The organism is Nocardia sp. GTS18 (assembly GCF_013839555.1).
Lineage (GTDB): Bacteria > Actinomycetota > Actinomycetes > Mycobacteriales > Mycobacteriaceae > Nocardia > Nocardia rosealba.
Genome location: NZ_JACBIU010000018.1, coordinates 58,815 through 83,884 on the forward strand (window position 1 = coordinate 58,815; position 25,070 = coordinate 83,884).

Below are 25,070 nucleotides of genomic sequence, written 5' to 3' on the forward strand. Positions count from 1 at the left end.
TAACCGGCGCCCGATACTATTGACTACTCGCACGAAGAGCGTTGGAAAACCGGGAGGACGAACCACTATGGCCGCGAAGAGCACCGCCAACGACATCGCCGACGACGAGCTCGAACCGCTGGCCGACGAGACCGCTCGCCAGGCCCAGCGCGTGGTCGCGGCATATGCCGAGGACGCCGACGAGTGCCGCATGCTGCTGTCGATGCTCGGCATCGGCCCCAGCTGAGCAATCACCTACTACAACCTCAAAACGGCACCCTGCGACGCAAAGGATGCGTGAGTGGACCAGATGATCGATGAACAGTCCAACGACCGTCCGTCCGAGGAACCCGTGGCACCCTCGGGTGCGGGATCGGGATTCGTCGTCGTCGCCAACCGGCTCCCGGTCGACCTCGAGAAACTGCCCGACGGCACCACCCGGTGGAAGCGCAGCCCCGGCGGTCTGGTGACCGCGCTGGAACCGGTACTGCGCAGCAACAAAGGCGCCTGGGTCGGCTGGGCCGGGGTGCCCGATGTCGACGTCGAGCCGATCATCGAGGACGGGCTCGAGCTGTATCCGGTGCCGCTGTCGTCGCAGGAGGTGGAGGACTACTACGAGGGGTTCTCCAACGGCACGCTGTGGCCGCTGTACCACGACGTGATCGTGCGGCCCGTGTACGACCGGGCCTGGTGGGCGGCCTATGTGGAGGTCAACCGGCGCTTCGCCGAGGAGACCGCGAAGGTGGCCGCCGAGGGCGCGACGGTCTGGGTGCAGGACTACCAGCTGCAACTGGTGCCGAAGATGCTTCGCATGCTTCGCCCGGATCTGACCATCGGGTTCTTCCTGCACATCCCGTTCCCGCCGGTCGAGCTGTTCATGCAGATGCCGTGGCGCACCGAGATCGTCGAGGGCCTGCTCGGCGCCGACCTGATCGGTTTCCATCTGCCCGGTGGCGCGCAGAACTTCCTGTACCTGGCCCGCAGGCTGGCCGGCCAGCCCACTTCGCGCGGCACCATCGGTGTGCGGTCCAAGCTCGGTGTGGTCCAGGTCGGTTTCCGCACGGTGCGCGTGGGCGCGTTCCCGATCTCGATCGATTCCGCCGAACTCGACGAGCACTCACGACGCCGGTCGGTGCGTGAGCGCGCGGCCAAGATCCGCGCCGAATTGGGCAATCCGAAGAACATCATGCTCGGCGTCGACCGTCTCGACTACACCAAGGGCATCGACATCCGCCTCAATGCCCTCCAGGAGCTCCTGGAGGAGGGTCGCATCGACCCGGCCGAGACAGTGATGGTCCAGCTGGCAACGCCGTCGCGTGAGCGCGTACAGAGCTACATCAAGATGCGCGGCGACATCGAACGTCAGGTGGGCCGGATCAACGGCGAATTCGCCCGTGTGGGCTACCCGGTGGTGCACTACCTGCACCGGCCGATCCCCCGCGACGAGCTGATCGCCTTCTTCGTGGCCGCCGACGCCATGCTCGTCACACCGCTGCGCGACGGCATGAACCTGGTCGCCAAGGAGTACGTGGCCTGCCACAGCGATCTCAACGGCGCCCTGGTCCTCAGCGAGTTCACCGGTGCGGCAGCCGAATTGCGGCAGTCCTACCTGTGCAACCCGCACGACCTGGACAGCGTGAAGGACGCGATCGTCGGCGCCCTCGACGACGACCGCGACACCAAACGCCGCCGCATGCGCTCCATGCGCCGCCAGGTCCTCACCCACGACGTGGACCGCTGGGCCCGCGCCTTCCTCGACGCCCTCTCCCAGGGCAGTGTGGCCGGCTCCGCGCTACTCAGCGAGGACGACGACAACTACCCCGAAACCAGCCGTTAGGACTCAGACCGGCGTGACCTGGGAAACCAGCCAGCGATCGCCGGTCTTGTCCAGCGAGACCCGGACGCGGCTGCCCGAGGCGGTGCCCTGCGGTGTGTCCTTGCTGGTGGTCACCTGATTCAGGTACAGCAGCACCACCGCGTGTTCCGGTTCGGCGGAGATCACGCCTTCGGCCTGCGTTGTCGCCTTGACGGTGAGCTGCTTCTCCTTGGCGCCCGGCGCGATGGCTTCCTCGATGAGCCGCAGGTAGTCGTTGCGGAACGACTCGCTCAGGCCGTCGGCCGCCTTGGGCAGCTCGGTGTCGACGGTGACGTGCTCATAGCTGAACATGGCGCTCACCGTGCGGCTCGCCGTGCTCATCGCCTCGCCGCGGGCCTGCTCGGTGCGGTCGTGCTCCCACAGCTGGTAGCTGCTGACGCCGAGCACGGCGGCGGCGATCAGGCCGAAGACCGCGAGGACGCCGAAAATGATCTGTGCGCTTCTGCGGCTCATCCCACGAACTCCACTTTCGACACGGTCATGCCCGTCTCACCGTTGGTCACGGTGATGCGGAATCGGTACTGACGCGATTGGGGTTCGGGCGAACCGTTGTTGGTCACCGTCTGTTTCGCGGCGACGAGCACCTGCGCGGATTCGAGGTCGGCCGAAACGATGGCCGACTCGACGACGCTGCCGTTGGACACCACGTTGGCCTGCTTGACGACATCCATGAACGGGTCGACACGACCGTCGAACTCGGACTTGAAGTCGCCCGACGCCACGGCCAGGATGCGGTCGATGTCTTCCTTGGCCGATTCGGCGCGGATGGTCGTCAGGTTCAGCACGGCCTGGCGTGCGGTCTCGGTGTACTCCGCGCGCAGGTCCTCTTCGGCGTCGGTCATGAACGCGGCGACGGCGGAGGCGCCCGCACCGACCATGAGCGCGAGTACGAGGACGGCCGCCGCCGCGACGGCGAGGGCGCGACGCACGCGCGACTTCTTCTCCCCGTCGGGAACGTTCTGCACCGTCGCGTCCGCGGACTGCGCGATGCCGCCGGCGAGCTTCACGGTCGGAGCGGATGAATCGACGGCGTCCATGTCGAGCCGCGCGGCGGGCTCCACGGCATCCTTGCCGAGTTTCACCGTGGGTGCTGCCGCGCTCTCGGCGCCCTTCGCGGTAGCAGCGGCGGCGACCTCGGCGAACTTCACCGTGTCGGCCGACCTGGCGGCAACCTCGGCAGTCGGTGATGTGGATTCGCTCTTACTCACGGCCACCGTCACGGCCGCCTTCTCCTCGACCGGCGGCCCGGCCGAGCGTGCGGCCCGGCGACGCGGGCGGCGGTTGTCGTTGTCGTTCATCGTTGCTGCTCCTCCAACATCGCCTGCCAGCTGGCCGGAACGGTGCCCGAACCATCGGTGGCGATGTCACCTTGGCGGTAGGTGCGTCCGTCTGTGCCCAGGTACGTACCCGTCGACGGATCATAGGGGCGCGCTGCGGCGGGCGTCACAGCGCCCGTCGATGCGCCTGCCGGTGCGGACGCCGGAGCGACCGGCTCTACCTCGCCGAACGGCGGGTTGTTGCCCTCGGGCACGAACCCGGTCCGGCACAGTTCGGGGGTGGGTGCGCGGCGGCCGGGGAACTCCATGCACGGGGTGTTGCGGATGCCGCGGACCGCGATGTTCGAGTCCTGCGGAACCTTGCAGTACAGCCCGGGCGGAGTGTCCATCGGCGTCAGGTCGCTCGGCTCCCGCCACTGCTCCGCGGGCAGGAAGCCGGTGGTGCAGGCGGGCGGGTCGTTGAGCACGGTCATGAAGTCGACCATCACGCCGTATTTGGCCGGACCGCGGATGGCGGTGCGCAGCGCCGCGATCAACGGCGGGAAGACGACCAGAAGTTGTTCCACGCTCGCGTTGTAGGTCACCCCGACCTGCCCGAGGCTCACCAGGTTTCGCGCCAGCAGCGGCAGGGTGGGACGCAGATCCTGGAACTGCTTGTTCACCACCTCCATCGCGGAAGGGCCGTTGTTCAACAGGTTTCGCAGCGTCGGGTCGCTTTCCCGGAGCTGGTCGGTGATCGTGGCCAGATCGTTTGTCCAGGAACGGATATCGGCTTCGGACTCGATCTGCGTGTCGAGCAGGGGGCCGATCTGGTCGAGCAGCTTCTTGGTCGGTTCGATGTCGGTCTCGGCCTGCTGGATCAGCAGCGCCGCGGAGTCGATGAACCGTTGCAGGTCGGGTCCGGCGCCGTTGAACGCCAGGAACGCCTCGTCGATCACCTGGCGCAGCCGGGTATCGGCGACGGTGGCGAGCAATTTGTCGGCCTGGTCGAGCATCGCGCCGACATCCTGCGGCAGATGGGTGCGCTGCACCGGGATCACCGAGCCGTCGCGCAGGTGCCCGTCGGCGGGCTGTTCGCTCGGCACGAGGTCGACGTACTGCTCGCCGATCGCCGAGACACTGCGTACCCAGGCACTCGAATCGGCGGGGACCTTGTAGTCGCTGTCGATCGACAGGTCCGCCTCGACGCCCGCGGGCGTGAGCCGCACCGCCTCCACCTTGCCGATGTTCTGGCCCCGGTAGGACACATTGGCCGTCGGGTAGAGCCCGCCGGTGGCGGCCAGCTGCACGGTCACCGCGTACCGGCCGATGCCGAACATCGCGGGAACATGCAGGTAGCTGCCGCTCATCACGACCAGACCGATCACGGTGAGCACCGCGAAGATCGCGAGCTGGGCTCGCACGAACCGGGTGAGTTTCATCGACCCGCCCCTTCCTGGCCGGGCAGCGGCGCGGTGATGCCGGGGATGGCGGGCAGACCGGGAATGGCCGGTAGCCCGGGAATGGCGGGCGCGGGTGCGGGGGCCGGTGCGGGCGCCATCGGCGCGGTGGCCGGGTCACCGGCATCCGTCGCGGTCGACGGCGCGAACGAGCCGACCACACCCTCGACACCACCGAAGCGACCGCCGAGCGGCGTACCGGTGAGCCAGTTGCTGTCGAGACGGCTTGCGGTCAGGTCGAAGGTGATGAACAGATTCAGGTAGTCGCCCATGATCGCGTTGTCGATATTCCTGATCGGGAACGGGAAGGTCGGCAGGATGCCGAGCGCCTGGATCAGGTTGGTCCCGGTGTCGGCCAGCGTCTGCAGCACGGGGCCCAGACTGCGCAGGTTGGCCACCAGGTCGTCGCTGCTGGTCTTGATCAGTCGTTCGCTGACGTCGCCGAGCTCGCCGAGCGCCGTGATCGCTCTGGCGATATTCGCCGATCGGTCGGCCAGGGCGGTGAGCGCGGGATGGATCTGCTCGATCGCCTCGGCGATCACCTCACGCTGACCGGCCAGTTTCACCGCCAGCCGATCCAGACCCTCCATCGCGGCGATGATGCTGCCGGTCTGGCGCTGCAACCCGGTCGTCAGCTCGTTGAGCTGCGGGAGCAGGTCGGCGATCTCGTCCTCGCGACCGTTGACCATCGCGTTCAGCTCGGTGGTGATCGTCTCGAGCTGCGCGATACCGCCGCCGTTGAGCACCACCGACAGCGACGACAGCACCTGTTCGGTGGTCGGGTAGGCACCGGCCCGTTCGAGCGGGATGACATCGCCGCCCCGCAGCTGACCGGTCGGTGGTTCGCTTGTCGGCGCGGCCAACTCGACGTGGTTGCTGCCGAGCAGACTGGTCTGCCCGATCTTGGCGACCGCGTTGGCGGGCAGGCGCACATCGGGATTGAGCGAGACCGTCACCAGCGCGTGCCAGCCCTCGACCTCGATCCCGGTGACATTGCCGACCTCGATGTCGTTCACCCGCACCGGCGAATTCCGGGTCAGCGTCGTGACATTGGGCATCTGGATGCGCACCGTGTAGGAGCCGTCCATCCGCCCCTCGGAGCCAGGCATGGGCAACGAGTTGAGCCCGTCGAACTGACAACCGGTGGTGCCGAGCGCCACGGCGACGCCGACGGCCAGCCCGGCGAGTATGCGCCGCCTCATCGCGGTCCTCCTGGAATGGCAAGCCCGGCAAGACCTTCGGGCACGGTGATCGGCGACGCGACCGGCGCCTGATCCTGCTCGACCGCACCGGCCAGGCTCGGATCGCTGTACACCAGCTGCTCGGGGAAGGCGGTGACGCCGGTGGCCGGGTTGGTCATGATCGGCACGTAATTCATTGCCAGCGAACTGATCACCGGTGCGAGGAACTCGGCGCACAGGTCGGCGGAGCGGTCGGAGTTGTTGTGTTCGATGGCTCGGATCGATCCGCACAGGAAGCTGAGCGGATTGGCCGTGTTGTTGAGCGCCACCGCGCCGGTGAGCGAACCCTGAGCCGGTTTGTAGAGCTGGTAGAAGTTCACCATCGCCGTGGGGCCGGAGTGCAGCACCCGTTCGATCTCGGGCCGATTGTCCACCAGGGTCTGGGTGACGTCGGCGAGCCGCTCGACGCCCTCGGTCAGCTCCCCACCGGTCCCCTCGAGGAACCGCTTCACATCGGCCAGTGCCACATCGAGGCTGTCCAGACCGGCGCCGAGTTCTTCCGACGCACCGGCAAGCACCGACGACACCGACGCGAGCCGGCCGCTGAACTGCACGATCTGCTCGTTGCTCGCCGAGAGCACCTCGACGAACTTCTGCAGGTTGCGGATGGTGGCGAACAGGTCGGTTCGCCCGTCGGAGAGGGTGGTCAGGGTCGCGGACAGTTCACGCAGGGTGTCGCGGAACTTCTGGCCGTTGCCGTCGAGGTTCTGGGCCGCGGTGTCGACGAAGCGGCCGAAGGAGCCCTGCTTGTCGTCACCGACCGGACCGAGCGCCGCCGACAGCTTGGTCAGCTCGGCCTTGATCTCGTCCCACTCCACCGGCACCGCGGTGCGCTCGAGCGGAATCTGCGCTCCGTCGGCCAGTTTCGGGCCGCCGGTGTAGGCGGGCGCGAGCTGCACGAATCGGGCCGAGACCAAGGACGGCGCGATGATGACGGCGCGCGCGTCGGCGGGCAGGTCGACATCGCTGTCGATGCTCATCTTCACCTGAACCTGGCCGCGGCCCGGTTCGATGGAGTCGATGCTGCCGACGGTGACGCCGAGTACCCGCACCTCGTCGCCCGCGTACAGACCGGTGGTCGAGGTGAACGAGGCGGTCACCGTGTTCTTTCCGGCGCCGGTCACGAGGTAGACACCGACCGCGACCAGCGCCGCGATCACCACCACCGCCACCGCGATCGTCCAGCGCGGCAACCCGCGCACCTGCTGGGTCGAGCTCATCGCGGGGGGTCCTCCTCGGCAGGAGCGATGTACGGCGTCCTGGGGTGGGTGAAGATGTCGATCACGTCCTGGGGCAGTTGTTCTGGCCAGACCAGCGCGTCGACGAGCGGACGGAGCTCGACACTTGTCGCGTTCACCACGTAGGCGTTGAACCAGGGTCCGTTGCCGACCTGCTCGCCGAGCGCGGCGGCGTAGGGGCCGAGACCGTCGAGGGCATCGTTGAGGTTCTGCTTGTTGCGCTGGAGCAGGGCGAGGACCGAATTCAGGCGGTCCAGCGTCGGCCGCATCTGGGGCTCGTTGTCGGCGACCAGGCCCGAAAGCTGTCTGGCCACATCGTCGATGTACACGACGAGCTGGTTGATCGCGGCCCGGCGCCGGTCGAGCTCGCCGAGCAGCGCGTTGCCGTCGATGAGCAGTGTGTTGAGCTGGGTGCTGCGGTCGGCCAGGATCTTGGTGACGTTCTGTGCCCTGGCCAGCAGGTCGGTCAGCGCCTGGTCGCGGGTGTTGATGCTGCGGGAGAGGGCGGTGACGCCGTCGAGCGCGTTGCGCAGCGGGCCCGGTGTGTCGGCGAACGCGGCCGACAGCGTATCGAGGGTCTGGTCGACCTGCTCCAGGTCGAGGTCGCGCACCGTCCCGCCGAGATCGCTCAGTGCTTCGTTGAGCGAGTAGGGCGAGGTGGTCCGCTCGACCGGAATGGTGTCCCGCGCGCCGATGGCGCCGGGGCCGTCCGGCACCACATCCAGGGATTTGCGGCCGAGCACGGTGTTGGTCTTGATCGCGGCGGTCGTCTTCTCCCCCAGCACGATCGACTCGTCGAGGTCGAATTTCACCAGAACCTTGTCGCCGTCGAGGCTCACCTGCCGTACCTCGCCGGAGCGCACACCGGCCACGTGCACCGGGTCGCCGGGGACGAGACCGCCCGCGTCGAGGAAGTTCGCGGTGAAGGCGGCCCCCGAGCGGATGAACGGGAGATCGGTGAATTGCAGCGTCGCGAGCGAGATCGTCAGCGCCAGCACCACGCCGACGATGCCGATCGTCGCCGCGGGCGACTTGTCCTCATTCATTGGGCTTGCACCTTCCGGTGACCTGCAGCGCCGGCATGTGGACTTCCATCGGCTTGCCATCGGGGCCACTGATCAACAAGTTGGTACCGCAGATGTAGAGCTGGAGGAAGGAGCCGTAGGCGCCGATCCGGATGAGTTTCTTGTAGGTATCCGGCAGTCTGTCGAGCACCCATTGGATGTGGTCGGACCCCTCGTCCAGATTGGTGGCGAGCCGACCGGTCTGTTCGATCGTGGAGCGCAGATCGGGACGGGCCTGCACCAGCAGGTCGTTGACCTCCTTGGTCGCGCCCGCGATCCTCGGCAACGCGTTGCCGATCGGATCGCGCTCCGCGGACAGGTCGCTGACCAGGCGCTGCAGTTCGTCGATGGTGGTGGCGAATTGATCGCCGCGATCGCTGACCGTGGCGAGCACGGTGTTCAGGTTGTCGATCACACTGCCGATCAGCGCGTCGCGATCGGCCAGGGTTTTGGCGAAGCCGCCACCGCTGTTGAGCAGCGACACGAGCGTTCCGCCCTGCCCCTGGAAGATCTGCAGCAGCGCCTCGGTGAGGTCGTTGACCTGCGCCGGGTCGAGCCCGCGCAGCAGCGGCTTGAATCCGCCGAGCAGCAGGTCGAGGTCGAGGGCGGGCTGGGTCTGCTCGAGGCCGATGGTGTCGCCGTCGGAAAGCCGGCGAGCCGAGCCCGGCCCCTCCAGCAGCTCCAGATAGCGGTCGCCGACCAGGTTCTCGTACTTGATCGCCGCCCGGGTGCTGGCCAGGACCGCGTACTTGGTGTCGACATCGAACTCGACGTGCGCGAGGTTGTCGTCGCCGACCTTCACCGAGGTCACCGAACCCACCGGCACACCGGCGATGCGCACCTTGGCGCCGGGCACCATGCCCGAGGAGCTGGTGAACACCGCGCGGTAGCCGTTCTCGCTGGAGAACCGCGCCTGGCTCAAAACGATTGCCAGACCGGCGAATACCAGCGTCATCACCACGGTGAAGATCGCCAGTTTGATCGTCGTCGAGGTGTTCTTCACCGTGTGACTCCCGGCATTCCGTCCAGCAGCAGCTGGAATACCCGAGGCATGCCGTGGAATTCGTGGCGCGTGGTCGGTGCGTACGGCGCGCCCTCGCTGGTGTCGGTCACCAGGTAGTCCGAATGGCTCTCCGGTACGCGGTCCAGCACGCCTTCACAGCGCGGGCCTCCGGTCGCATTCACCTTGGGCAGGTCGTCCGGGTAGCTGTAAGGCTTGGCACCGAGCATAAAACTCGCGTTCATGCCGACACCGGGCAACAAACCACCCATCATGTCCTCGGCGATCGGGATCAGCGTGCCGAGTCCGTTGACCACACAGCTCACCGATTCGCGGTAGTCGTACAGCAGCGCGGTGGAAGGACGCAGCAGGTCGAGCGCGGTCACCAGATCGTTCTCGTTCTCCCGCAGAACAGTTCCGGCCGTATCGGACAGGCCGATCACATTCACCAGCACGTTGTCGAGCTGCCCCTGCATTTCGGTGATGGTCTGCGCGGTGCCCGTCGAATTGTCGACCGTGCGCAACAGCGGATCGGCGACATCGGCGTAGATCCCGGTCACCTGCGCGGTCTTGTCCAGATCGGTCTGCAAGGTCGGCAGGTACGGATTCAGTTCGCGCAGATAGCGATCCGATCGGACGAGCAGATCGCCGAACTTGTCGCCGCGCCCTTCGAGGGCGGTACCGAGCGCGGTCAGGGTCGCGTTCAGCTTCTCGGGCTCCACCTGGGCAAGCACATCGGACAGGTGCTGGAACAGGGTGTTGAACTCGACGGTCACCGAGCTCGCCGAGACAGTGCTGCCCGGCGCCAGCGACTTCGCGGAAGGCTGTTCAGGCACAATGAAATTGACGTACTTGGCGCCGAACACCGTGGTCGAGCGAATGTCGACCCCGGCGTTGGCGGGCACGAGCTTCAGCTGATCGGGGTCGAGCTCCAACCGCAGGGTCGCACCGTCGGCGGCCAGGTCGATGTCGGCGACCCGGCCGATCTCGACGCCGCGCACCTTCACCTTGGCGTCGGGGTCCAGGACCAGGCCCGAGCGAGGCGCGTCGACCAGCACCACGGCGGTGTTGGTGAACGCGCCCTGGAACAGCGCGATCGCGAAGGCCGCGCCCGCGACGAGTACGCCGACGAGGGCCAGGGCCGCGAGCTTGCGCCCGAGCCCGCCCTGCAGTGCGGCAACGATCCGTGAGGTGTCCATACCGCTATCCCGAGAGGTGGAAGTTGCCGGAGGTGCCGTAGATGGCCAGCGAGATCAGCAGCGTCACCGTGACGACCGCGACCAGCGAGGCCCGCACCGCGTTGCCGACCGCCACACCGACCCCGACCGGACCGCCCGCGGCGTGGAAGCCGTAGTAGGTGTGGATCAGCATCACGGCCAGGGCCATCACCATCGCCTGCGCGAACGACCAGAGGATGTCGCTGGGGATGAGGAAGGTCGAGAAGTAGTGGTCGTAGACGCCCGCCGACTGCCCGTAGATCACCACGGTGGCGAAGCGGCTGGCGATGAACGAGGCGATCACCGCGAGGGCGTAGAGCGGCACGATCGCGATCATGCCCGCAAGCACCCGGGTTCCCACCAGGAACGGCACCGGCCGGATCGCCATCGATTCCAGCGCGTCGATCTCCTCGGCCACCCGCATGGCACCGAGCTGGGCGGTCGCGCCCGCGCCGATGGTGGCGGCCAGGCCGATACCGGAGATCACCGGCGCCGCGATGCGCACATTGATGAAGGCGGCGAAGAAGCCGGTGAGCGCCTCGACGCCGATATTGCCGAGCGAGCTGTAGCCCTGCACCGCGATGGTGCCACCGGCCATCAGCGTCAGGAAGCCGACGATCACCACGGTGCCGCCGATCACGGCGAGAGCGCCACTGCCCATGCTGATCTCGGCGATGAGCCGGATGGTCTCGGTGCGGTAGTGCACCAGTGCGCGCGGTACCGAGCCGAGTGCCTTGACGAAGAAGATCGCCTTGTCACCGAGGGAGTCCAGCGCTTTGGACGCCCGCTCGTATCGACGGACCGCCCGCGGGAATTTGGAACGAACTACAAAGGCCATGTGTTCACCGCACCGTGAATTTCAGGCCGATCGCGGTGACGACGACATTCACCACGAACAGCGCCATGAAGGCGAACACGACGGTCTGGTTCACGGCGTCGCCCACACTCTTGGGCCCGCCTTTCACCTGCAGCCCGAGATAACAGGCGACCATTCCGGCGATGAGCCCGAACAGGCCCGCCTTGATTTCGGAGATGATCAGCTCGGGCAGATTGGTGAGCAGCGGAATGCCGTTGACGAAAGCACCGGGATTCACGCCTTGCAGAAACACCGAGAACGCGAAGCCACCGACTATGCCGACCGTGCACACCAGGCTGTTGAGCATCAGCGCCACGAACATCGAGGCGAGCACGCGCGGCACGACGAGCCGGCTCACCGGGTCGATGCCGAGCACCTTCATCGCGTCGATCTCCTCGCGAATGGTGCGGGCACCGAGGTCGGCGCAGATCGCTGTCGCGCCCGCTCCGGCCACGATCAGCACGGTGACGATCGGGCCGACCTGCGTGACGGCGCCGAACGCGGCGGCCGCCCCGCTGAGGTCGGCGGCACCGATCTCGCGCAACAGGATGTTGAGGGTGAAGACGACGAGCACGGTGAACGGGATCGCCACCAGCAGCGTCGGCAGGATGGAGACGCGGGCGACGAACCACGACTGGTCGACGAACTCACGCCATTGGAACGGCCGGCGGAAGGCGGCTCGGGCCACTTCCGCGCCGAGTTCGAAGAATCCGCCGACTGCCCGCAACGGGACAGCAAGGAGGTCGTTCACCGGCAATCCTCCTCGTTAGACGGGCGGACCATGGCGTCCGCGTTTCCGTACTTCACCGCCACCCCGATCTGAAGACTGCCCAAAGACTAGAACACGTTCTCACGAATGTCTGCGATTTCCGGAGACTTGTACCAGGAGTTTTTCCCGGAAAATACCGTCCGAACTGAAACGACTCCTGACCGCTTCACCCAGACCTCCTGTGAGACACCACACATGCCGACGTCCATGTCTACCAATACCTGGACCGGCGTACAACAGATCTACGGCGAGCCGGGACGGCGACTTTCCGCCCGGCCAACATCCGGCAACCTCAGCCGAGATCGCGAAGCGCTCGCGCCGAGAAAGTGTGGTCGGCCGGGCGGCCGGCGAAGTACTGCTGCAGGGCCGAGGCGAGATCGTCCTCGGCCCACTGCTCGCCCGCGGCGTCGAAGCGCTGCTCGACCGTCGGCGGCGCCATCAGCGCGACCATCGGGCCGTAGACCACGAAGACCTGCCCGTTCACCTCGTCGGCCGCGGGCGAAGCCAGGTAGGCGACCAGCTTCGCGACATGTTCGGGAGCCAGCGGGTCGACCTGACCCTCGGGCGCCTCGGAGAAGACCGCCTCGGTCATGGCCGTGCGCGCACGCGGGCAGATCGCGTTGGCGCGCACGCCGTAGCGCGACAACCCACGCGCCGCCGAGAGGGTGAGCGCGGTGATTCCGGCCTTGGCCGCACCGTAATTCGCCTGCCCTTCGGGACCGAGCAGACCGGCCTCGGAGGAGGTGTTGATCAACCGCCCGTACACCGGTTCGCCCGCCGATTTGGAGGCCGTTCGCCAATACGAGCAAGCATTGCGCGACAAAAGAAAATGGCCGCGCAGATGAACGGCGAGCACCGCGTCCCAGTCTTCGTCGGACATGTTGAACAGCATGCGATCGCGCGTAATACCCGCATTGTTGACAACGATATCGAGGCCTCCGAGCGATTCCCGCGCGGTAGCGACGAGCGCGTCGGCGGTGACACGTTCGGCGATACTTCCACCGACGAATTCCGCTTTACCGCCGAGTTCGCGAATTGCGGCGATCGTTTCGGCGGCGGCATCCTCGGTGAGGTCGTTGACGACCACCGCCGCGCCCGCCGAGGCCAGCGCGAGCGCCTCGGCCCGGCCGAGACCCGCGCCCGCACCGGTGACGATGGCGACCCGGCCCTCCAGTGAAGTCTGCATCACACTCATCGGGCCGACTTTAGAACGTGTTTCACCATCCGACAAGAGGCGATCACGCCAATCTCAGCGCGGCCTTCGGACACTGCGCCACCGCCTCCTCCGCATCGGCGACGCGGTCGGCGGCGATATCACCCTCGGCGACGGTCAGCTGATCGTCGTCGTCGAGTTCGAACATGTCAGGGGCGATTCCGACGCAGACGCCGTTCGCTTCGCAGCGGTCGAAATCGACGATGATCTTCATGGGATCTTCCTTCCAGACGGTCTCGGCGAGAGTAACCCGGATGGCATACCTCGCGCGGCGGAACCGGCACCGATTCACTGTCAATACTGGAACATGTTCCAGTTCCTGTGCAATGATCGGCTCACCGAAGCTGGAGTTCGACACCGAGGTGGGAAGCATGCGCGTCGCGTACACGCCGCAGCAGGAAGAATTGCGCGCCGAGCTGCGCGCGTATTTCGCCGGGCTCATGACCCCGGAGCGCAAGAAGGCACTGAGCCTGCAGACCGGCGAGTACGGCGAGGGCGATGTATACCGCGAGGTGGTGCGTCAGATGGGCCGCGACGGCTGGCTCACCCTGAGCTGGCCCAAGGAGTACGGCGGCCAGGACCGGACCACCATGGATCAGCTGATCTTCGTGGAAGAGGCCGCCATCGCGGGCGCGCCCGTCCCGTTCCTGACGCTCAACTCGGTGGCGCCGACCATCATGCAGTACGGCACCGAGGAGCAGAAGAAGTTCTTCCTGCCCCGCATCGCCGCCGGTGAGCTGCACTTCGCGATCGGCTATTCCGAGCCGGGCGCGGGTACCGACCTGGCCTCGCTGCGCACCGCCGCGGTGCGCGACGGCGACGACTTCGTCATCAACGGTCAGAAGATGTGGACCAGCCTCATCGCCTACGCCGACTACATCTGGCTGGCCGTGCGCACCGACCCCGCTGCCAAGAAGCACAAGGGGATCAGCATGTTCATCGTGCCGACCTCCGCCGAAGGGTTTTCCTGGACGCCCGTGCACACCATGGCCGGGCCCGACACCAGCGCCACCTACTACCAGGATGTTCGCGTGCCCGCGTCGTCGATGGTCGGTCCGGAGAACGGCGGCTGGTCGCTCATCACCAACCAGCTCAACCACGAGCGGGTGGCGCTCACCTCGGCCGGGCCACTGTCGCTCGCGGTGGCGCAGACGACCGCGTGGGCCCGCGACACACTGCTCCCCGACGGTTCCCGCGTGATCGACCAGGAATGGGCGCGGCTGAATCTGGCCCGCGTGCACGCCAAGGTCGAATATCTGAAGCTGCTGAACTGGGAGATCGCCAGCCGCGCCGACCAGGGCGGCGAGGCCGCGCCGCGCCCGTGGGATGCCTCGGCGTGCAAGGTGTACGGCACCGAACTGGCCACCGAGGCCTACCGGCTGCTGATGGAAGTGGTCGGCGCCGACGCCTACCTGCGCCAGGACTCCCCCGGTGCGGTGCTGCTCGGCAGGCTGGAGCGGATGCACCGCGCCGCCCTGATCCTCACCTTCGGCGGCGGCACCAACGAGGTGCAGCGCGACATCATCGCCATGACCGCCCTGCGCCAGCCCGCCGCCGCCCGCTGATCCACGAAAGCCGGTAAACCGCCATGGATTTCACCCCCACCGAAGCCCAGACCGACCTCGCCCGCCTCACCGGCGAGGTCTGCGCCAAACTCGTCACCGCCGATCGGCTGCGTGAGCTCGACACTCCGGGCCGCTTCGACGAGCAACTCTGGAAGGCGCTCGCCGAAACCGGCGTACTCGCGGCCGCTCTGCCGGAAGCGTTGGGCGGCAGCAATTTCGGTGAACTCGAGCAGTCTGCCGTCCTGCGCGAACTCGGCCGTTCCGTTGCCGCGGTGCCGTACCTGTGGTCGATCGTGCTCGGTGCGGGTGCGCTCGCGCGCTTCGGCGAGGAAGACCAGCATGCGCTGGCACAGCGCGCAGGGGTGGGTGAGGTGGTGCTGACGGCGGCTCTGTCGGCGTCACTGCACGATCCGATCGGCGCACCCGGGATCACCGCGACTCCTGCCTCTGCCGACAGCCCCGCCCCCGCGGCCGATCCGGCGAGCAGCAACCCAACCGCCGCCGGTATCTCGGCCACCGATTCAGCCGGTGACGATTCGCCTTCGCGCGGCACGGGTGCCGCGTGGACATTGACCGGCGTCGCGACGACCGTCCCGTACGCGGACCGGGCGGAGCGAATCCTGGTCCCCGCGTCGATCTCCGGCAATGACTCGGCTGCCGACACCATGGCGGTGTTCCTGGTCGACCCGGCGAATACCGTGGTGACGCCGCAGCAGGTCGTGGACCTGTCCCCCGAATTCCTCGTCGAGTTCGCGGACGCCCCGGCCGAACTGCTCGGCACCGTGGAATCCGGCGCCGACATCCTCACCTGGCTGCGCGAGCGCGCCTGGCTGGGGCTGTCCGCCTTGCAACTCGGCACCCTGGAACGCGCCCTGGAGATCACCGCCGAGCACACCCGCACCCGCGAGCAGTTCGGCAAGGCCATCGGCTCCTTCCAGTCCGTGGCCCAGCGCCTCGCCGACGCCTACATCGACATCGGCGGCCTCCGCCTCACCGTCACCCAGGCCGCCTGGCGCCTGTCCGAGGGCCTGCCCGCCGCCGAATCCGTCCACATCGCCAAGTTCTGGGCGGCCGAAGCGGGCCACAAGGTCGCCCACACCGTCGTCCACGTCCACGGCGGCCTCGGCATCGACCGCGACCACATCACCCACAACTACTTCACCGCCGCCAAACACCACGAATTCGCCCTCGGCGGCGCGACTCCCCACCTCCTCGCCCTCGGCGCCCAGCTGGCGGGATAAGCGACAACCGCCGCGCGCCGCGTTTCGAGCCGGCGGTTCGACCTGCCGGTCGCCCGCTGCGACCACGACTTCGACGCGGTCGCAGCGGTTTTCGCCTACTCGTGATCGCGCGCTCGCGACGCTTCATCCGGCGGGTTGCGCATACCGATGCCGACCAGGGCTGTCGGTCGCCGACTCATAAGGTCAAGTAGCGCTGCAAGGTCGGGGCGATGTCGGTGACGAGCTGGGCCGGAGTGAGTGCCACTACCGGTGGTAGACGCAGGACGTAGCGGCACAGGGCCAGACCCAGGAGTTGGGTGACGATCAATCCGGCTCGGCGGGGGGCGTCGGCCGGACCGCCGAAGCGCAGGACTGCGGGCAGGACCTGGGCGGCGAAGATTTCGCGGACTCGCTCGGCTACCGCCTCGTCGGTGATCGAGGTGCGCAGCAGGATCAGCAGGACGGTGTTGTCGTTGTCCTCCCAGATGGTGAGGAAGCGGCGGATCAGTAGCTCCCCCAATGTGTTCGGGTCGGCGGCACCGAGGTCGGGGAGGTCGAGGTCGATCTGGGCCGCGGCGGCGAAGAGGCCGTCTTTGGAGCCGAAGTAGCGCATCACCATCGAGGGGTCGATCTCGGCGTCGGCGGCGATGGCGCGGATGGTGGCTTTGGCGTAGCCGTCGGCGGCGAAGCGGGCGCGGGCAGCGGCGAGGATGGCCGCGCGGGTGGCATCGGAGCGCCGGACCGGCTGCTCTTGCTGGGCGGATGACATGCCAACGATTGTAGGCCAACAACTGTTGACTTTCTAGCGCCGCCGGGTCTACCGTTACGCCTACAAGCGTTGGCAAACACTCGTTGACCAGGAGTCGAAATGGCCGCCATCACCCTCCCCGCAACCACTTCCGTCGTCATCGTCGGCGCGGGTCCCGCCGGCCTCACCACCGCGATCGTGCTCGCCGAAGCGGGCATCGAGCACGTGCTCATCGACCGTCTCGCCGAGGGCGCCAACACTTCTCGCGCCGCCGTGGTGCACGCCAGGACACTCGAGGTGCTCGACGAGCTCGGTATCGCCGACGAACTCGTCGGACTCGGTATCGAGGTGCCGACCTTCAAGGTGCACGACGGCCCGAAGACCTTGGCCACCATCGAATTCGGCGGTCTGCCGACCGCGTTCCCCTACACCCTGATGGTGCCCCAGGATGTCACCGAGCGCGTTCTGCTCGACCGCCTCCACAAGGCGGGCGGGCGGGTGCACCGGCCGATCACGGTGACCGGGATCCGTAACGAAAAAGACTCCGCCACCGTCGAATACGTGAACGCCGACGGCACAGCGGGCAGCATCGCGGCCGACTACGTGGTCGGCGCCGACGGTATGCACAGCGTGGTCCGCGAGCAGGCGGGCATCGGCTTCACCGGCGACACCTACCCCGCGTCGTTCATCCTCGCCGACGTCCGGATGACGTGGCCGTCCCCGCGCAGCGAGGTCTCCCTGCACCTCTCCCCCGAGGGCGTCACCGTCGTCGCCCCGCTCCCCGACGCGGACGGCGAGCGCTACCGCGTGGTCGCCACCGTGGACGAGGCACCCGAACACCCCACACGCGAGGACATCCAGGCCGTCCTCGACGCCCGCGGCCCGTCGGGCGAGGTCCGCGTCGACGAGATCCTGTGGAGCTCACGCTTCCGCGTGCACCACCGCGTCGCCGACCACTACCGCGCCGGCCGTGTCCTGCTCGCGGGCGACGCCGCCCACGTCCACAGCCCCGCGGGCGGCCAGGGCATGAACACCGGCATCCAGGACGCCGCCCTGCTCGGCACCCTGCTCGCGAAAGTCGCGGCGGGCGAGCCGGATTCCCTGCTCGACACCTACGAAACGACCCGCAGGCCCATCGCGACCGAAGTCGTCGCCTTCACCGATCGCATGACGAAGATGGCCACCCTCGGCTCCACCCCCGCCCGCACCCTCCGCAACACCGCCATGCGCGTCCTCACCCGAATCCCCGCCGTCCGCACCCGGCTCGCCTACCAACTCGCCGAACTCCGCGCCCGCTGAGCCACCACGCTCTGGTGGCGGCAAAGCCCGAGAGGCCACCGTCACCAGAGCGTGGTGATCACATGTCCAGCGGTGGCGAAGGCCCGGTAGACGCGAATCGGCCCGCTCAGCGAGATGCTGGGCGGGCCGATTCGATGGTGTCACCTCAGGAGGCGCCTGCGTCGGCGTGCTCATCGGCGGGACGAGCGTCGGTCTGCTCCTTGGCCCAGCGGTAATCGGGCTTACCGGCGGGTGAGCGCTTGATCTCGTCCACGAACCACAGGCTGCGTGGCTGCTTGTAGGAGGCGATCTCCTGGGTGAGCAGCGGCCTCAGCTCGGTGAGGGTGGGGCGCTTGTCACCGCGACACTGGACAACGGCACACACCCGCTGACCCCACCGCTCGTCCTCCACACCCACGACGAGCGCGTCGAAGATCTCGGGGTGGGCCTTGAGCGCGCCCTCCACCTCTTCGGGGTAGATCTTCTCGCCACCGCTGTTGATGCTCACCGAACCACGGCCGAGCATGGTGACGGTGCCGTCCTCCTCGACGCGCGCGTAGTCGCCGGGGATGGCGTAGCGAATCCCGTTGTACTCCTTGAAGGTCGCGGCCGACTTCGCCTCGTCCTTGTAGTAGCCGAGCGGGATGTGGCCGCTGCGCGCGAGCATGCCGACGACGCCGGAACCGGGCTCCACCGGCTTGCCGTCCTCGTCGAGCACCTGGGTGGCCGCGTCGATCTTCACCCGCGGACCACCGGTGTGGGTGGCGCCCTTGGTTACCAGCGCCAGACCGCCGAAGCCCGTCTCCGAGGAACCGATGGAGTCGGAGATCATCCGGTTGGGCAGTACCTCGAGGAACTTGTCCTTGAGCGAGGGCGAGAACAGCGCGGCGGTGCTGGCGAGCACGTACAGCGTCGAGAGGTCGTAGGGCTCACCGGTTTCCGGGTTGCCCTCGGCGAGCGCGTCGAGCATCGGGCGCGCCATCGCGTCACCGGTCATGAAGAGCAGGTTCACGCCGTGCTTGTCGACGGCCTGCCAGACACCGTGCCCGCTGAACTCCGGGATCATCACGGTCTTGCCACCACCGAACAGGCTGTGGAAGGTGGCCCACTGCGAGCCGCCGTGGATCATCGGCGGGATCGGGTAGCGCACCATCGGCGGATTGGCGGCGCCGACCTTGGCCAGCTCCCACTCGTCCTTGACGTATTCGCCGGTCACGAAGTTGATGCCCGCGCCGAGCACCCGCCAGACGTCCTCGTGGCGCCACACGACGCCCTTGGGCAGGCCGGTCGTTCCGCCGGTGTAGAGCATGTAGATGTCGTCGGGCGAACGTTCGCCGAAGTCGCGCTCGCCGGACGAATCGGCAAGGGCCGACTCGTATTCCACCGTTCCCGGCGCGGTCGGGGTGTCGGTGCCGTCGTCGACGACGATCACCGTCTTCAGAGCGGGCACCTTGTCGCGCACCGCGGCCACCCGGTCGGTGTAGCGGCGCTCGTGGATCAGGGCGACCATGTCCGAGTTGTCGAAAATGTGTAGTAACTCGTTCTCGACGTAGCGGAAGTTGACGTTGATCATCACCGCCCGCGCCTTGAAGACGGCGACCATCGCTTCGACGGCCTCCACGGTGTTCCGGCTGTAGATTCCGACTTTGTCGCCGGGACGCACACCCTGTTCCATCAGGTAGTGGGCCAGTTTGTTGGCCCGCTCCTCCAGTTCGGCGTAGGTCGACTCACGATGCTCGCCAACCAGCACGATCCGGTCGGACATCAGGTCGACGGCGTGTTCGACGAGATCGGCTATGTTGTAGCTCACAAAGACAAAAATAGAACGTGTTACTGTTTCTGACAAGGCTGAACGTCAGGAGACATCGAAATGGCCCACTGTCTGGTCGAGAAGCGAGACCACGTCCTCATCGTCACCATGAACCGTCCGGAGGCGCGTAATGCCCTGTCCGGCGAGATGATGGCGATCATGCGCGACGCCTGGGACCAGGTCGACAGCGATCCCGACATCCGCGTCGCGATCCTGACCGGCGCGGGCGGCGCGTTCTGCGCGGGGATGGACCTGAAGGCGATGAGTTCGTCGCATCCGGGCGACACCGCCGCGGGCGGCGGCTGGGACCCCGCCTACCTCCCCGCGCTGCTGAAGGGGCGGCGCCTGAGCAAGCCACTGATCGCGGCAGTCGAGGGCCCGGCCATCGCCGGTGGCACCGAGATCCTGCAGGGCACCGACCTGCGCGTGGCCGGGGAAAGCGCCAAGTTCGGCGTCTCCGAGGCCCGCTGGGGCCTGTTTCCGCTCGGCGGATCCGCCGTGCGCCTGGCCCGCCAGATCCCGTACACCGTGGCCGCCGATCTGCTGCTGACCGGTCGGCACATCACCGCCACCGAGGCCAAGGAGATCGGCCTGATCGGCCACGTGGTCCCCGACGGCACCGCCCTCGACAAGGCCCTCGCCCTGGCAGGCCAGATCGCCGACAACGGCCCACTCGCCGTCCAGGCGATGCTGCGCACCCTGCGCGAAACCGAGGCCATGCCCGAGAACGAGGCGTTCCCCATCGAGGCCAAGATCGGCATCGAGGTCTTCAAATCCGCCGACGCCAAGGAGGGCCCCCGCGCCTTCGCCGAAAAGCGCAAGCCCAACTTCACCGGCCAATAGATCCCTCGAGTCTAGATCCCTCGAGTCCGTCATGACCGCATTCCCAACCCCGCACGACCCGACCTCGAGGAGGGTCCGCCGCGAAGCGGCGTAGCGGCCGGGCCGCGAGTTAGCCGCCGTTGCGTACGCGACGAAGGAGCAAGCAACGGTGGCTAACTCGCGGCCCCTAGGGGCCGCGCTCGAGCGCGCCAGCGCTCCAACAAACACAGCCCAATACCTCCGTGGTGCACAAAACACCAAGGTAGTTCTAGGCCCCCGGGTAGTTCATGAAGAACGGCTCCCACTGGTGGCCATCGGGGTCGACAAAAGTCCGCCCGTGCATCCCGACCTGCGCCTCTTCGGCCCGCTTGTCATCGTTGACTTCCTCGCGAGCACCGGCCGCGACAGCAGCGTCGGTCAGCGCGTCGACCTCCTCGGCGCTCCCCAGCGACAGGGCGTAGGCCGCGGCGACCTGGCTGCCGGTATCGGCGATGGGGCGCTTGCTGAACGTCGTGAAGAACTCCTTGGTCAGCAGCATGAGGCAGATGTTGTCGTCGACGACGATGCAGGCCGCGTTCTGGTCGGTGAAATCCTCGTTGACCTTCCACCCGAGCGCCTCGTAGAACCCCTTGGAGCGGTCGAGGTCGGCGACGGGGAGGTTGATGAAGATCATCTTGCTGCTCATGGTTCAGCCTTTCGGAGCGTCGTTGCGGTCTCGTTCATGTAGACGCTGCGACGGATGAGGATTCATCGCCGGACCAGAAAATTCGCGAAACTTCGATAGTCCGATTCGTCCTCTGTCGGCTGTCGGACCCCTGTGGCATCGTGAAACCATGACGGACGCCACAACCGCAACCACCGGACCGGACCCCGAGGTCCTCGCCGAATTCGAAACCCACCGGCGCGAGTTGTGCGCGTACGCCTACCGCATGCTCGGCTCCTCCTTCGAGGCCGAGGACGCGGTGCAGGAGACGTTCACGCGCGCCTGGCGCTCCTACGATTCCTTCGAGGGCCGGGCGAGCCTGCGCTCGTGGCTCTACAAGATCGCCACCAACATCTGTCTCGACATGCTCGATCGCCCGCAGAGCCGAGCCAGACCGATGGATCTGAACGGCCCGGGCCGCCCGGATTCCCCGCTGCCGATGCCGCAGCCGGACTATGTGTGGATCGAGCCGATCCCGAACGCGCTGGCCTTCGGCGCCGACCCGGCCGAGCACGCCTCGACCAAGGACACCTTGCGTCTGGCGTTCGTGGCCGCGTGTCAGCATCTGCCCGCCACCCAGCGCGCGATCCTGATCATGCGTGAGGTGCTGCGCTTCTCGGCGAGCGAGACCGCCGAGGCGCTGATGATGTCGCCCGCGTCGGTGAACAGCGCGCTGCAACGCGCCCGCTCGACGATGTCGAAGGTGCAGCCCACCGTCACCGACGGCTTCGACGACACCGACCCCGATCAGCGCAAGCTCGTCGACGACTTCGTGAAGGCCTTCGAGGCCTACGACATGGACGCGCTCACCACCTTGCTGAAAGCCGATGTGGCGCTGTCGATGCCGCCCTTCGACCTCTGGATCTCCGGACCGGAGAACGTGGCGGCGTTCATGCTCGGCACCGGAAGCGCCTGCCGCGATTCGCGGATGGTCCCGCTGGAGGGTGCCAACGGCCTGCCCGCGTTCGGCCATTACAAGCCGAGCGAGGAGCCCGGCGTCTGGGTGCCGTGGTCGATCACGGTGCTCGAACTCGACGGCGACACCATCGCCGGCCTCAACTTCTTCCTCGACACCCAGCGCCTGTTCCCGCTGTTCGGCCTGCCGCCCGAGTGGCGCGAAGCCGCCTGAGCGGCAGGCTCTTTCAGAGCAGTCGGCGCTTGTACAGCTTCCCGTTGGGGTCGCGAGGCAGCTCCGCACGGTATTCCACCGTGCGGGGCAGCTTGTACTTGGCGAGCTGACCGGCCGCGAAGGCGAGCAGGTCGGTGGTGAGTTCGTCGTCGCCCGCGACACCGTCGACCGGCTGCACGAACGCCTTCACCTGCTGACCCCAATCCGGGTCGGGCACACCGAGAACCGCCACGTCGGCGACCTTCGGGTGACTCATCAGCACGCCTTCGATCTCGGCCGGGTAGATGTTCACGCCGCCGGAGAGAATGAGGTCCGAGCGCCGGTCACAGAGGAACAGGTAGCCGTCCTCGTCGAGGTAACCGATGTCGCCCACGGTGAACAGATCACCGACGCGCGACTCCTCGGTCTTCTCCTTGGCGTGGTGGTATTCGAAGCTAGAGGCGCCCATCTTCATGTAGACCAGGCCCTCTTTGCCCGCGGGCAGTTCGGTGCCGTCGGTCTCGTCGAGGATCTTGATGACCGACCACGGCCAGGCCTTGCCGACCGAGCCGGGCTTGGCCAGCCATTCGGCGCCGGAGATCACCGTGCCGCCGCCCTCGGTGGCGGCGTAGTACTCGGTGACGACCGGCCCCCACCACTCCAGCATCTGCCGCTTGGTCTGCGGCGGGCACGGCGCGGCGCCGTGCACCATGCTGCGCAGCGACGACACGTCGTAGCGGGCGCGCACCTCGTCGGGCAGGGCGAGCAGGCGGTGGAACTGGGTGGGCACCATGTGCGAGTGGGTCACCCGGTGCCGTTCGATGAGCGCGAGCATGTCCTGCGCGTCCCAGCGGTCCATCAGAACGAGCTTGTGCCCCAACTGGATCGAGATGGTCGAGAAGTTCAGTACGGCGGTGTGATAGAGCGGCGAACCGCAGATGTGCACGTGGTCGTCGTAGGGCGCGAGCCCGAAGAGGCTGAAGAACGCCTTGTTCGGCGCGGGAACCTCGTCGGGATCGGCGCCGGTCAGCGGGCGGCGAACGCCCTTGGGGCGCCCGGTCGTTCCGGAGGTGTAGAGCATCGGTGCGCCGACCGAACGCTCGTCCGGCCTGCCGGTATCGGCCGCGCCGAGCCACGACACCGGCCGGAAGCCCTCGATGGTGCCCACGGCGAACCGCGCGTCGGTGGGGAGTCCGGCCTCGTCGGCGGCCGCGGCGGCGGTGGCGGCGAACCGTTCGCTCGCCAGGAAGGCCGAGGCGTCACTGTCCTGGAGGATGTAGGCGATCTCGGGCGCGGTCAGATGCCAGTTGACCGCGACGATGTAGAAACCGCACTGGTAGGCGGCGAAGTACGCGGCGATCGCCTCGACGCCGTTGTGCAGCATGCTGACAACGACGTCTCCGGTTCGCAATCCGATCCCGCGTAGCCCGTTGGCGTACCGGTTGGCGAGGGTGGCCAATTCTCGATAGGTGATCTCCCGGCCGTCCGGGTCGACGACGGCGACCCGCTCGGGTTCGGCCGCGGCGATATTCCACAGTCCGAGGATTTCCGTTGTCTGCTGACTGCTCACCCCTACGAATTTAGAACGTGTTCTACCGCGTAACAAGGGGTTGGAGCCGACGAAGTTGTTCGGCATCGGAAACCGAGATCAGCATCATGGTCACGCCGGCGTCCTCCCATTCCCGCAATCGGGTGCGGACGTGCGCCTCGTCGCCGAAGATCGCGGTGTCGGTGATCAGCTCGTCGGGTACCGCGGCGGCGGCCTCGGCCTTGCGCCCGGCCCGGAACAGCGCAGAGATCTCGTCGACCTCCTTGTCGTAGCCCATCCGCTTGTAGACCTGGGCGTGGAAGTTCAGCTCGGGCGCGCCCATACCGCCGATGTAGAGCGAGGTGACCCAGCGCATCCGCTCGATCTCGGCGGCCGGATCGTCGGTGACGATCACCTGCGCGCTGGCCGCGATCTCGAAATCCGCACGTGAACGCCGAGCGCCCGGCCGTGCGAAGCCCTCGTCGAGCCACTCGTTGTACATGCCTGCCAGGCGCGGGGCGTAGTAGATCGCGAGCCAACCGTCGGCGATCTCGGCCGTCTGCGCGATATTCTTCGGGCCTTCGGCGCCGAGCCAGATCGGCAGGTCGGCGCGCAGCGGATGAACGATCGGCTTGAGCGGTTTACCCAGGCCAGTGGCGCCGGGACCGGTGTAGGGCAGGCCGTAAACCTGGCTGTCGGAGGTCACCGGCGCCTCGCGGGCCAGCACCTTGCGCACGATGTCGACGTACTCGCGGGTGCGCCGCAGCGGCTGCGCGAACGGCTGCCCGTACCAGCCCTCCACCACCTGCGGCCCGGACACACCGAGCCCGAGGATGGCCCGGCCACCGCTGAGATGATCCAGCGTGAGCGCGTGCATGGCGGCCGCCGCCGGGGTCCGCGCCGACAGCTGGGCGACCGAGGTACCCAGCCGCACACGCTGCGTGGCCGAGCCCCACCAGGCCAGCGGGGTGAAGGCGTCCGACCCCCAGGACTCGGCCGCGAACACCGCGTCGAACCCGGCCTCCTCGGCCGCGACGACCATCTCGCCCGCGTTTGTGGGCGGCTGCGCACCCCAGTATCCGAGTTGCAGTCCGAATTTCATGGCCGACGCCCTTTCCG

The 25,070-nt window shown here is 67.4% G+C and carries 24 protein-coding genes; 7 read left to right on the plus strand and 17 right to left on the minus strand.

What is annotated here, in order from left to right; genetic code table 11:
* The first annotated feature begins 67 nt into the window (after window positions 1-67).
* Window positions 68-226 carry a hypothetical protein gene (locus HYG95_RS16095; RefSeq protein ID WP_166655756.1) on the plus strand — a complete coding sequence of 53 codons (159 nt, stop codon included), beginning with the start codon at window positions 68-70 and terminating at the stop codon, window positions 224-226.
* A 63-nt stretch (window positions 227-289) separates the two neighbouring features.
* Window positions 290-1,816: a trehalose-6-phosphate synthase gene (locus tag HYG95_RS16100; RefSeq protein WP_181698763.1), complete on the plus strand. Its 1,527-nt coding sequence runs from the start codon at window positions 290-292 to the stop codon at window positions 1,814-1,816.
* Window positions 1,817-1,819: 3 nt separating this feature from the next.
* On the opposite strand, the gene HYG95_RS16105 is transcribed toward HYG95_RS16100, so the two are convergent.
* From HYG95_RS16105 to HYG95_RS16160, 12 genes are all read right to left on the minus strand, one after another.
* Complete coding sequence (locus tag HYG95_RS16105; protein WP_181698733.1) at window positions 1,820-2,308, minus strand: h domain protein; 489 nt, start codon at window positions 2,306-2,308, stop codon at window positions 1,820-1,822.
* On the minus strand, window positions 2,305-3,153 hold the full coding sequence (locus HYG95_RS16110; RefSeq protein ID WP_181698734.1) for a hypothetical protein: 849 nt from the start codon (window positions 3,151-3,153) through the stop codon (window positions 2,305-2,307). The genes HYG95_RS16105 and HYG95_RS16110 overlap by 4 nt, the downstream gene beginning before the upstream one ends.
* Complete coding sequence (locus HYG95_RS16115; RefSeq protein ID WP_181698735.1) at window positions 3,150-4,553, minus strand: MCE family protein; 1,404 nt, start codon at window positions 4,551-4,553, stop codon at window positions 3,150-3,152. Before HYG95_RS16115 ends, HYG95_RS16110 begins: the two co-directional genes overlap by 4 nt.
* Complete coding sequence (locus HYG95_RS16120; RefSeq protein WP_181698736.1) at window positions 4,550-5,773, minus strand: MCE family protein; 1,224 nt, start codon at window positions 5,771-5,773, stop codon at window positions 4,550-4,552. Before HYG95_RS16120 ends, HYG95_RS16115 begins: the two co-directional genes overlap by 4 nt.
* Entirely contained in the window at window positions 5,770-7,032 is a 1,263-nt protein-coding gene (locus HYG95_RS16125) for an MCE family protein (protein ID WP_181698737.1), read from the minus strand. Before HYG95_RS16125 ends, HYG95_RS16120 begins: the two co-directional genes overlap by 4 nt.
* Window positions 7,029-8,096 (minus strand): MCE family protein, encoded by a 1,068-nt coding sequence (locus HYG95_RS16130; RefSeq protein WP_181698738.1) that lies wholly within the window; start codon window positions 8,094-8,096, stop codon window positions 7,029-7,031. The genes HYG95_RS16125 and HYG95_RS16130 overlap by 4 nt, the downstream gene beginning before the upstream one ends.
* Window positions 8,089-9,117 (minus strand): MCE family protein, encoded by a 1,029-nt coding sequence (locus HYG95_RS16135; protein ID WP_181698739.1) that lies wholly within the window; start codon window positions 9,115-9,117, stop codon window positions 8,089-8,091. Before HYG95_RS16135 ends, HYG95_RS16130 begins: the two co-directional genes overlap by 8 nt.
* Entirely contained in the window at window positions 9,114-10,313 is a 1,200-nt protein-coding gene (locus tag HYG95_RS16140) for an MCE family protein (protein ID WP_181698740.1), read from the minus strand. The genes HYG95_RS16135 and HYG95_RS16140 overlap by 4 nt, the downstream gene beginning before the upstream one ends.
* A 4-nt stretch (window positions 10,314-10,317) precedes the next feature.
* On the minus strand, window positions 10,318-11,169 hold the full coding sequence (locus HYG95_RS16145; RefSeq protein WP_067492284.1) for an ABC transporter permease: 852 nt from the start codon (window positions 11,167-11,169) through the stop codon (window positions 10,318-10,320).
* A 4-nt stretch (window positions 11,170-11,173) separates the two neighbouring features.
* The gene (locus HYG95_RS16150; protein WP_067492283.1) at window positions 11,174-11,938 is read right to left on the minus strand and encodes an ABC transporter permease; all 765 of its coding nucleotides are present in this window, start codon (window positions 11,936-11,938) and stop codon (window positions 11,174-11,176) included.
* Window positions 11,939-12,248: 310 nt separating this feature from the next.
* Complete coding sequence (locus HYG95_RS16155) at window positions 12,249-13,151, minus strand: 3-oxoacyl-ACP reductase (RefSeq protein WP_181698741.1); 903 nt, start codon at window positions 13,149-13,151, stop codon at window positions 12,249-12,251.
* A 43-nt stretch (window positions 13,152-13,194) separates the two neighbouring features.
* Entirely contained in the window at window positions 13,195-13,383 is a 189-nt protein-coding gene (locus HYG95_RS16160; RefSeq protein WP_067640707.1) for a ferredoxin, read from the minus strand.
* A gap of 157 nt (window positions 13,384-13,540) precedes the next feature.
* On the opposite strand from HYG95_RS16160, the gene HYG95_RS16165 reads away from it, so the two are divergent.
* Together HYG95_RS16165 and HYG95_RS16170 are read left to right on the plus strand one after the other, a co-directional pair.
* Window positions 13,541-14,734 (plus strand): acyl-CoA dehydrogenase family protein, encoded by a 1,194-nt coding sequence (locus tag HYG95_RS16165; protein WP_067492311.1) that lies wholly within the window; start codon window positions 13,541-13,543, stop codon window positions 14,732-14,734.
* A 23-nt stretch (window positions 14,735-14,757) separates the two neighbouring features.
* On the plus strand, window positions 14,758-15,975 hold the full coding sequence (locus HYG95_RS16170) for an acyl-CoA dehydrogenase family protein (RefSeq protein WP_181698742.1): 1,218 nt from the start codon (window positions 14,758-14,760) through the stop codon (window positions 15,973-15,975).
* Window positions 15,976-16,150: 175 nt separating this feature from the next.
* Here HYG95_RS16170 and HYG95_RS16175 read toward each other — a convergent pair whose 3' ends face one another.
* Window positions 16,151-16,723 carry a TetR family transcriptional regulator gene (locus HYG95_RS16175; protein WP_181698743.1) on the minus strand — a complete coding sequence of 191 codons (573 nt, stop codon included), beginning with the start codon at window positions 16,721-16,723 and terminating at the stop codon, window positions 16,151-16,153.
* 99 nt (window positions 16,724-16,822) lie between these two features.
* Between HYG95_RS16175 and HYG95_RS16180 the strand changes: the two genes are divergently transcribed.
* Window positions 16,823-18,001, plus strand: a complete 1,179-nt coding sequence (locus HYG95_RS16180; RefSeq protein ID WP_181698744.1) for an FAD-dependent monooxygenase — start codon at window positions 16,823-16,825, stop codon at window positions 17,999-18,001.
* Between the two features lie 145 nt (window positions 18,002-18,146).
* Here the strand turns inward: HYG95_RS16180 and HYG95_RS16185 are convergent, their stop codons facing one another.
* Window positions 18,147-19,790: an acyl-CoA synthetase gene (locus HYG95_RS16185; RefSeq protein ID WP_181698745.1), complete on the minus strand. Its 1,644-nt coding sequence runs from the start codon at window positions 19,788-19,790 to the stop codon at window positions 18,147-18,149.
* A 60-nt stretch (window positions 19,791-19,850) separates the two neighbouring features.
* On the opposite strand from HYG95_RS16185, the gene HYG95_RS16190 reads away from it, so the two are divergent.
* The gene (locus tag HYG95_RS16190) at window positions 19,851-20,633 is read left to right on the plus strand and encodes a crotonase/enoyl-CoA hydratase family protein (RefSeq protein ID WP_181698746.1); all 783 of its coding nucleotides are present in this window, start codon (window positions 19,851-19,853) and stop codon (window positions 20,631-20,633) included.
* A gap of 247 nt (window positions 20,634-20,880) precedes the next feature.
* On the opposite strand, the gene HYG95_RS16195 is transcribed toward HYG95_RS16190, so the two are convergent.
* Window positions 20,881-21,297: a VOC family protein gene (locus tag HYG95_RS16195; protein WP_181698747.1), complete on the minus strand. Its 417-nt coding sequence runs from the start codon at window positions 21,295-21,297 to the stop codon at window positions 20,881-20,883.
* 148 nt (window positions 21,298-21,445) lie between these two features.
* Between HYG95_RS16195 and HYG95_RS16200 the strand changes: the two genes are divergently transcribed.
* Window positions 21,446-22,444 carry a sigma-70 family RNA polymerase sigma factor gene (locus tag HYG95_RS16200; protein WP_181698748.1) on the plus strand — a complete coding sequence of 333 codons (999 nt, stop codon included), beginning with the start codon at window positions 21,446-21,448 and terminating at the stop codon, window positions 22,442-22,444.
* Window positions 22,445-22,457: 13 nt separating this feature from the next.
* Here HYG95_RS16200 and HYG95_RS16205 read toward each other — a convergent pair whose 3' ends face one another.
* Window positions 22,458-23,993, minus strand: a complete 1,536-nt coding sequence (locus HYG95_RS16205) for an acyl-CoA synthetase (protein WP_181698749.1) — start codon at window positions 23,991-23,993, stop codon at window positions 22,458-22,460.
* A gap of 22 nt (window positions 23,994-24,015) precedes the next feature.
* The gene (locus HYG95_RS16210) at window positions 24,016-25,053 is read right to left on the minus strand and encodes an LLM class F420-dependent oxidoreductase (RefSeq protein ID WP_181698750.1); all 1,038 of its coding nucleotides are present in this window, start codon (window positions 25,051-25,053) and stop codon (window positions 24,016-24,018) included.
* Window positions 25,054-25,070 lie beyond the last annotated feature (17 nt).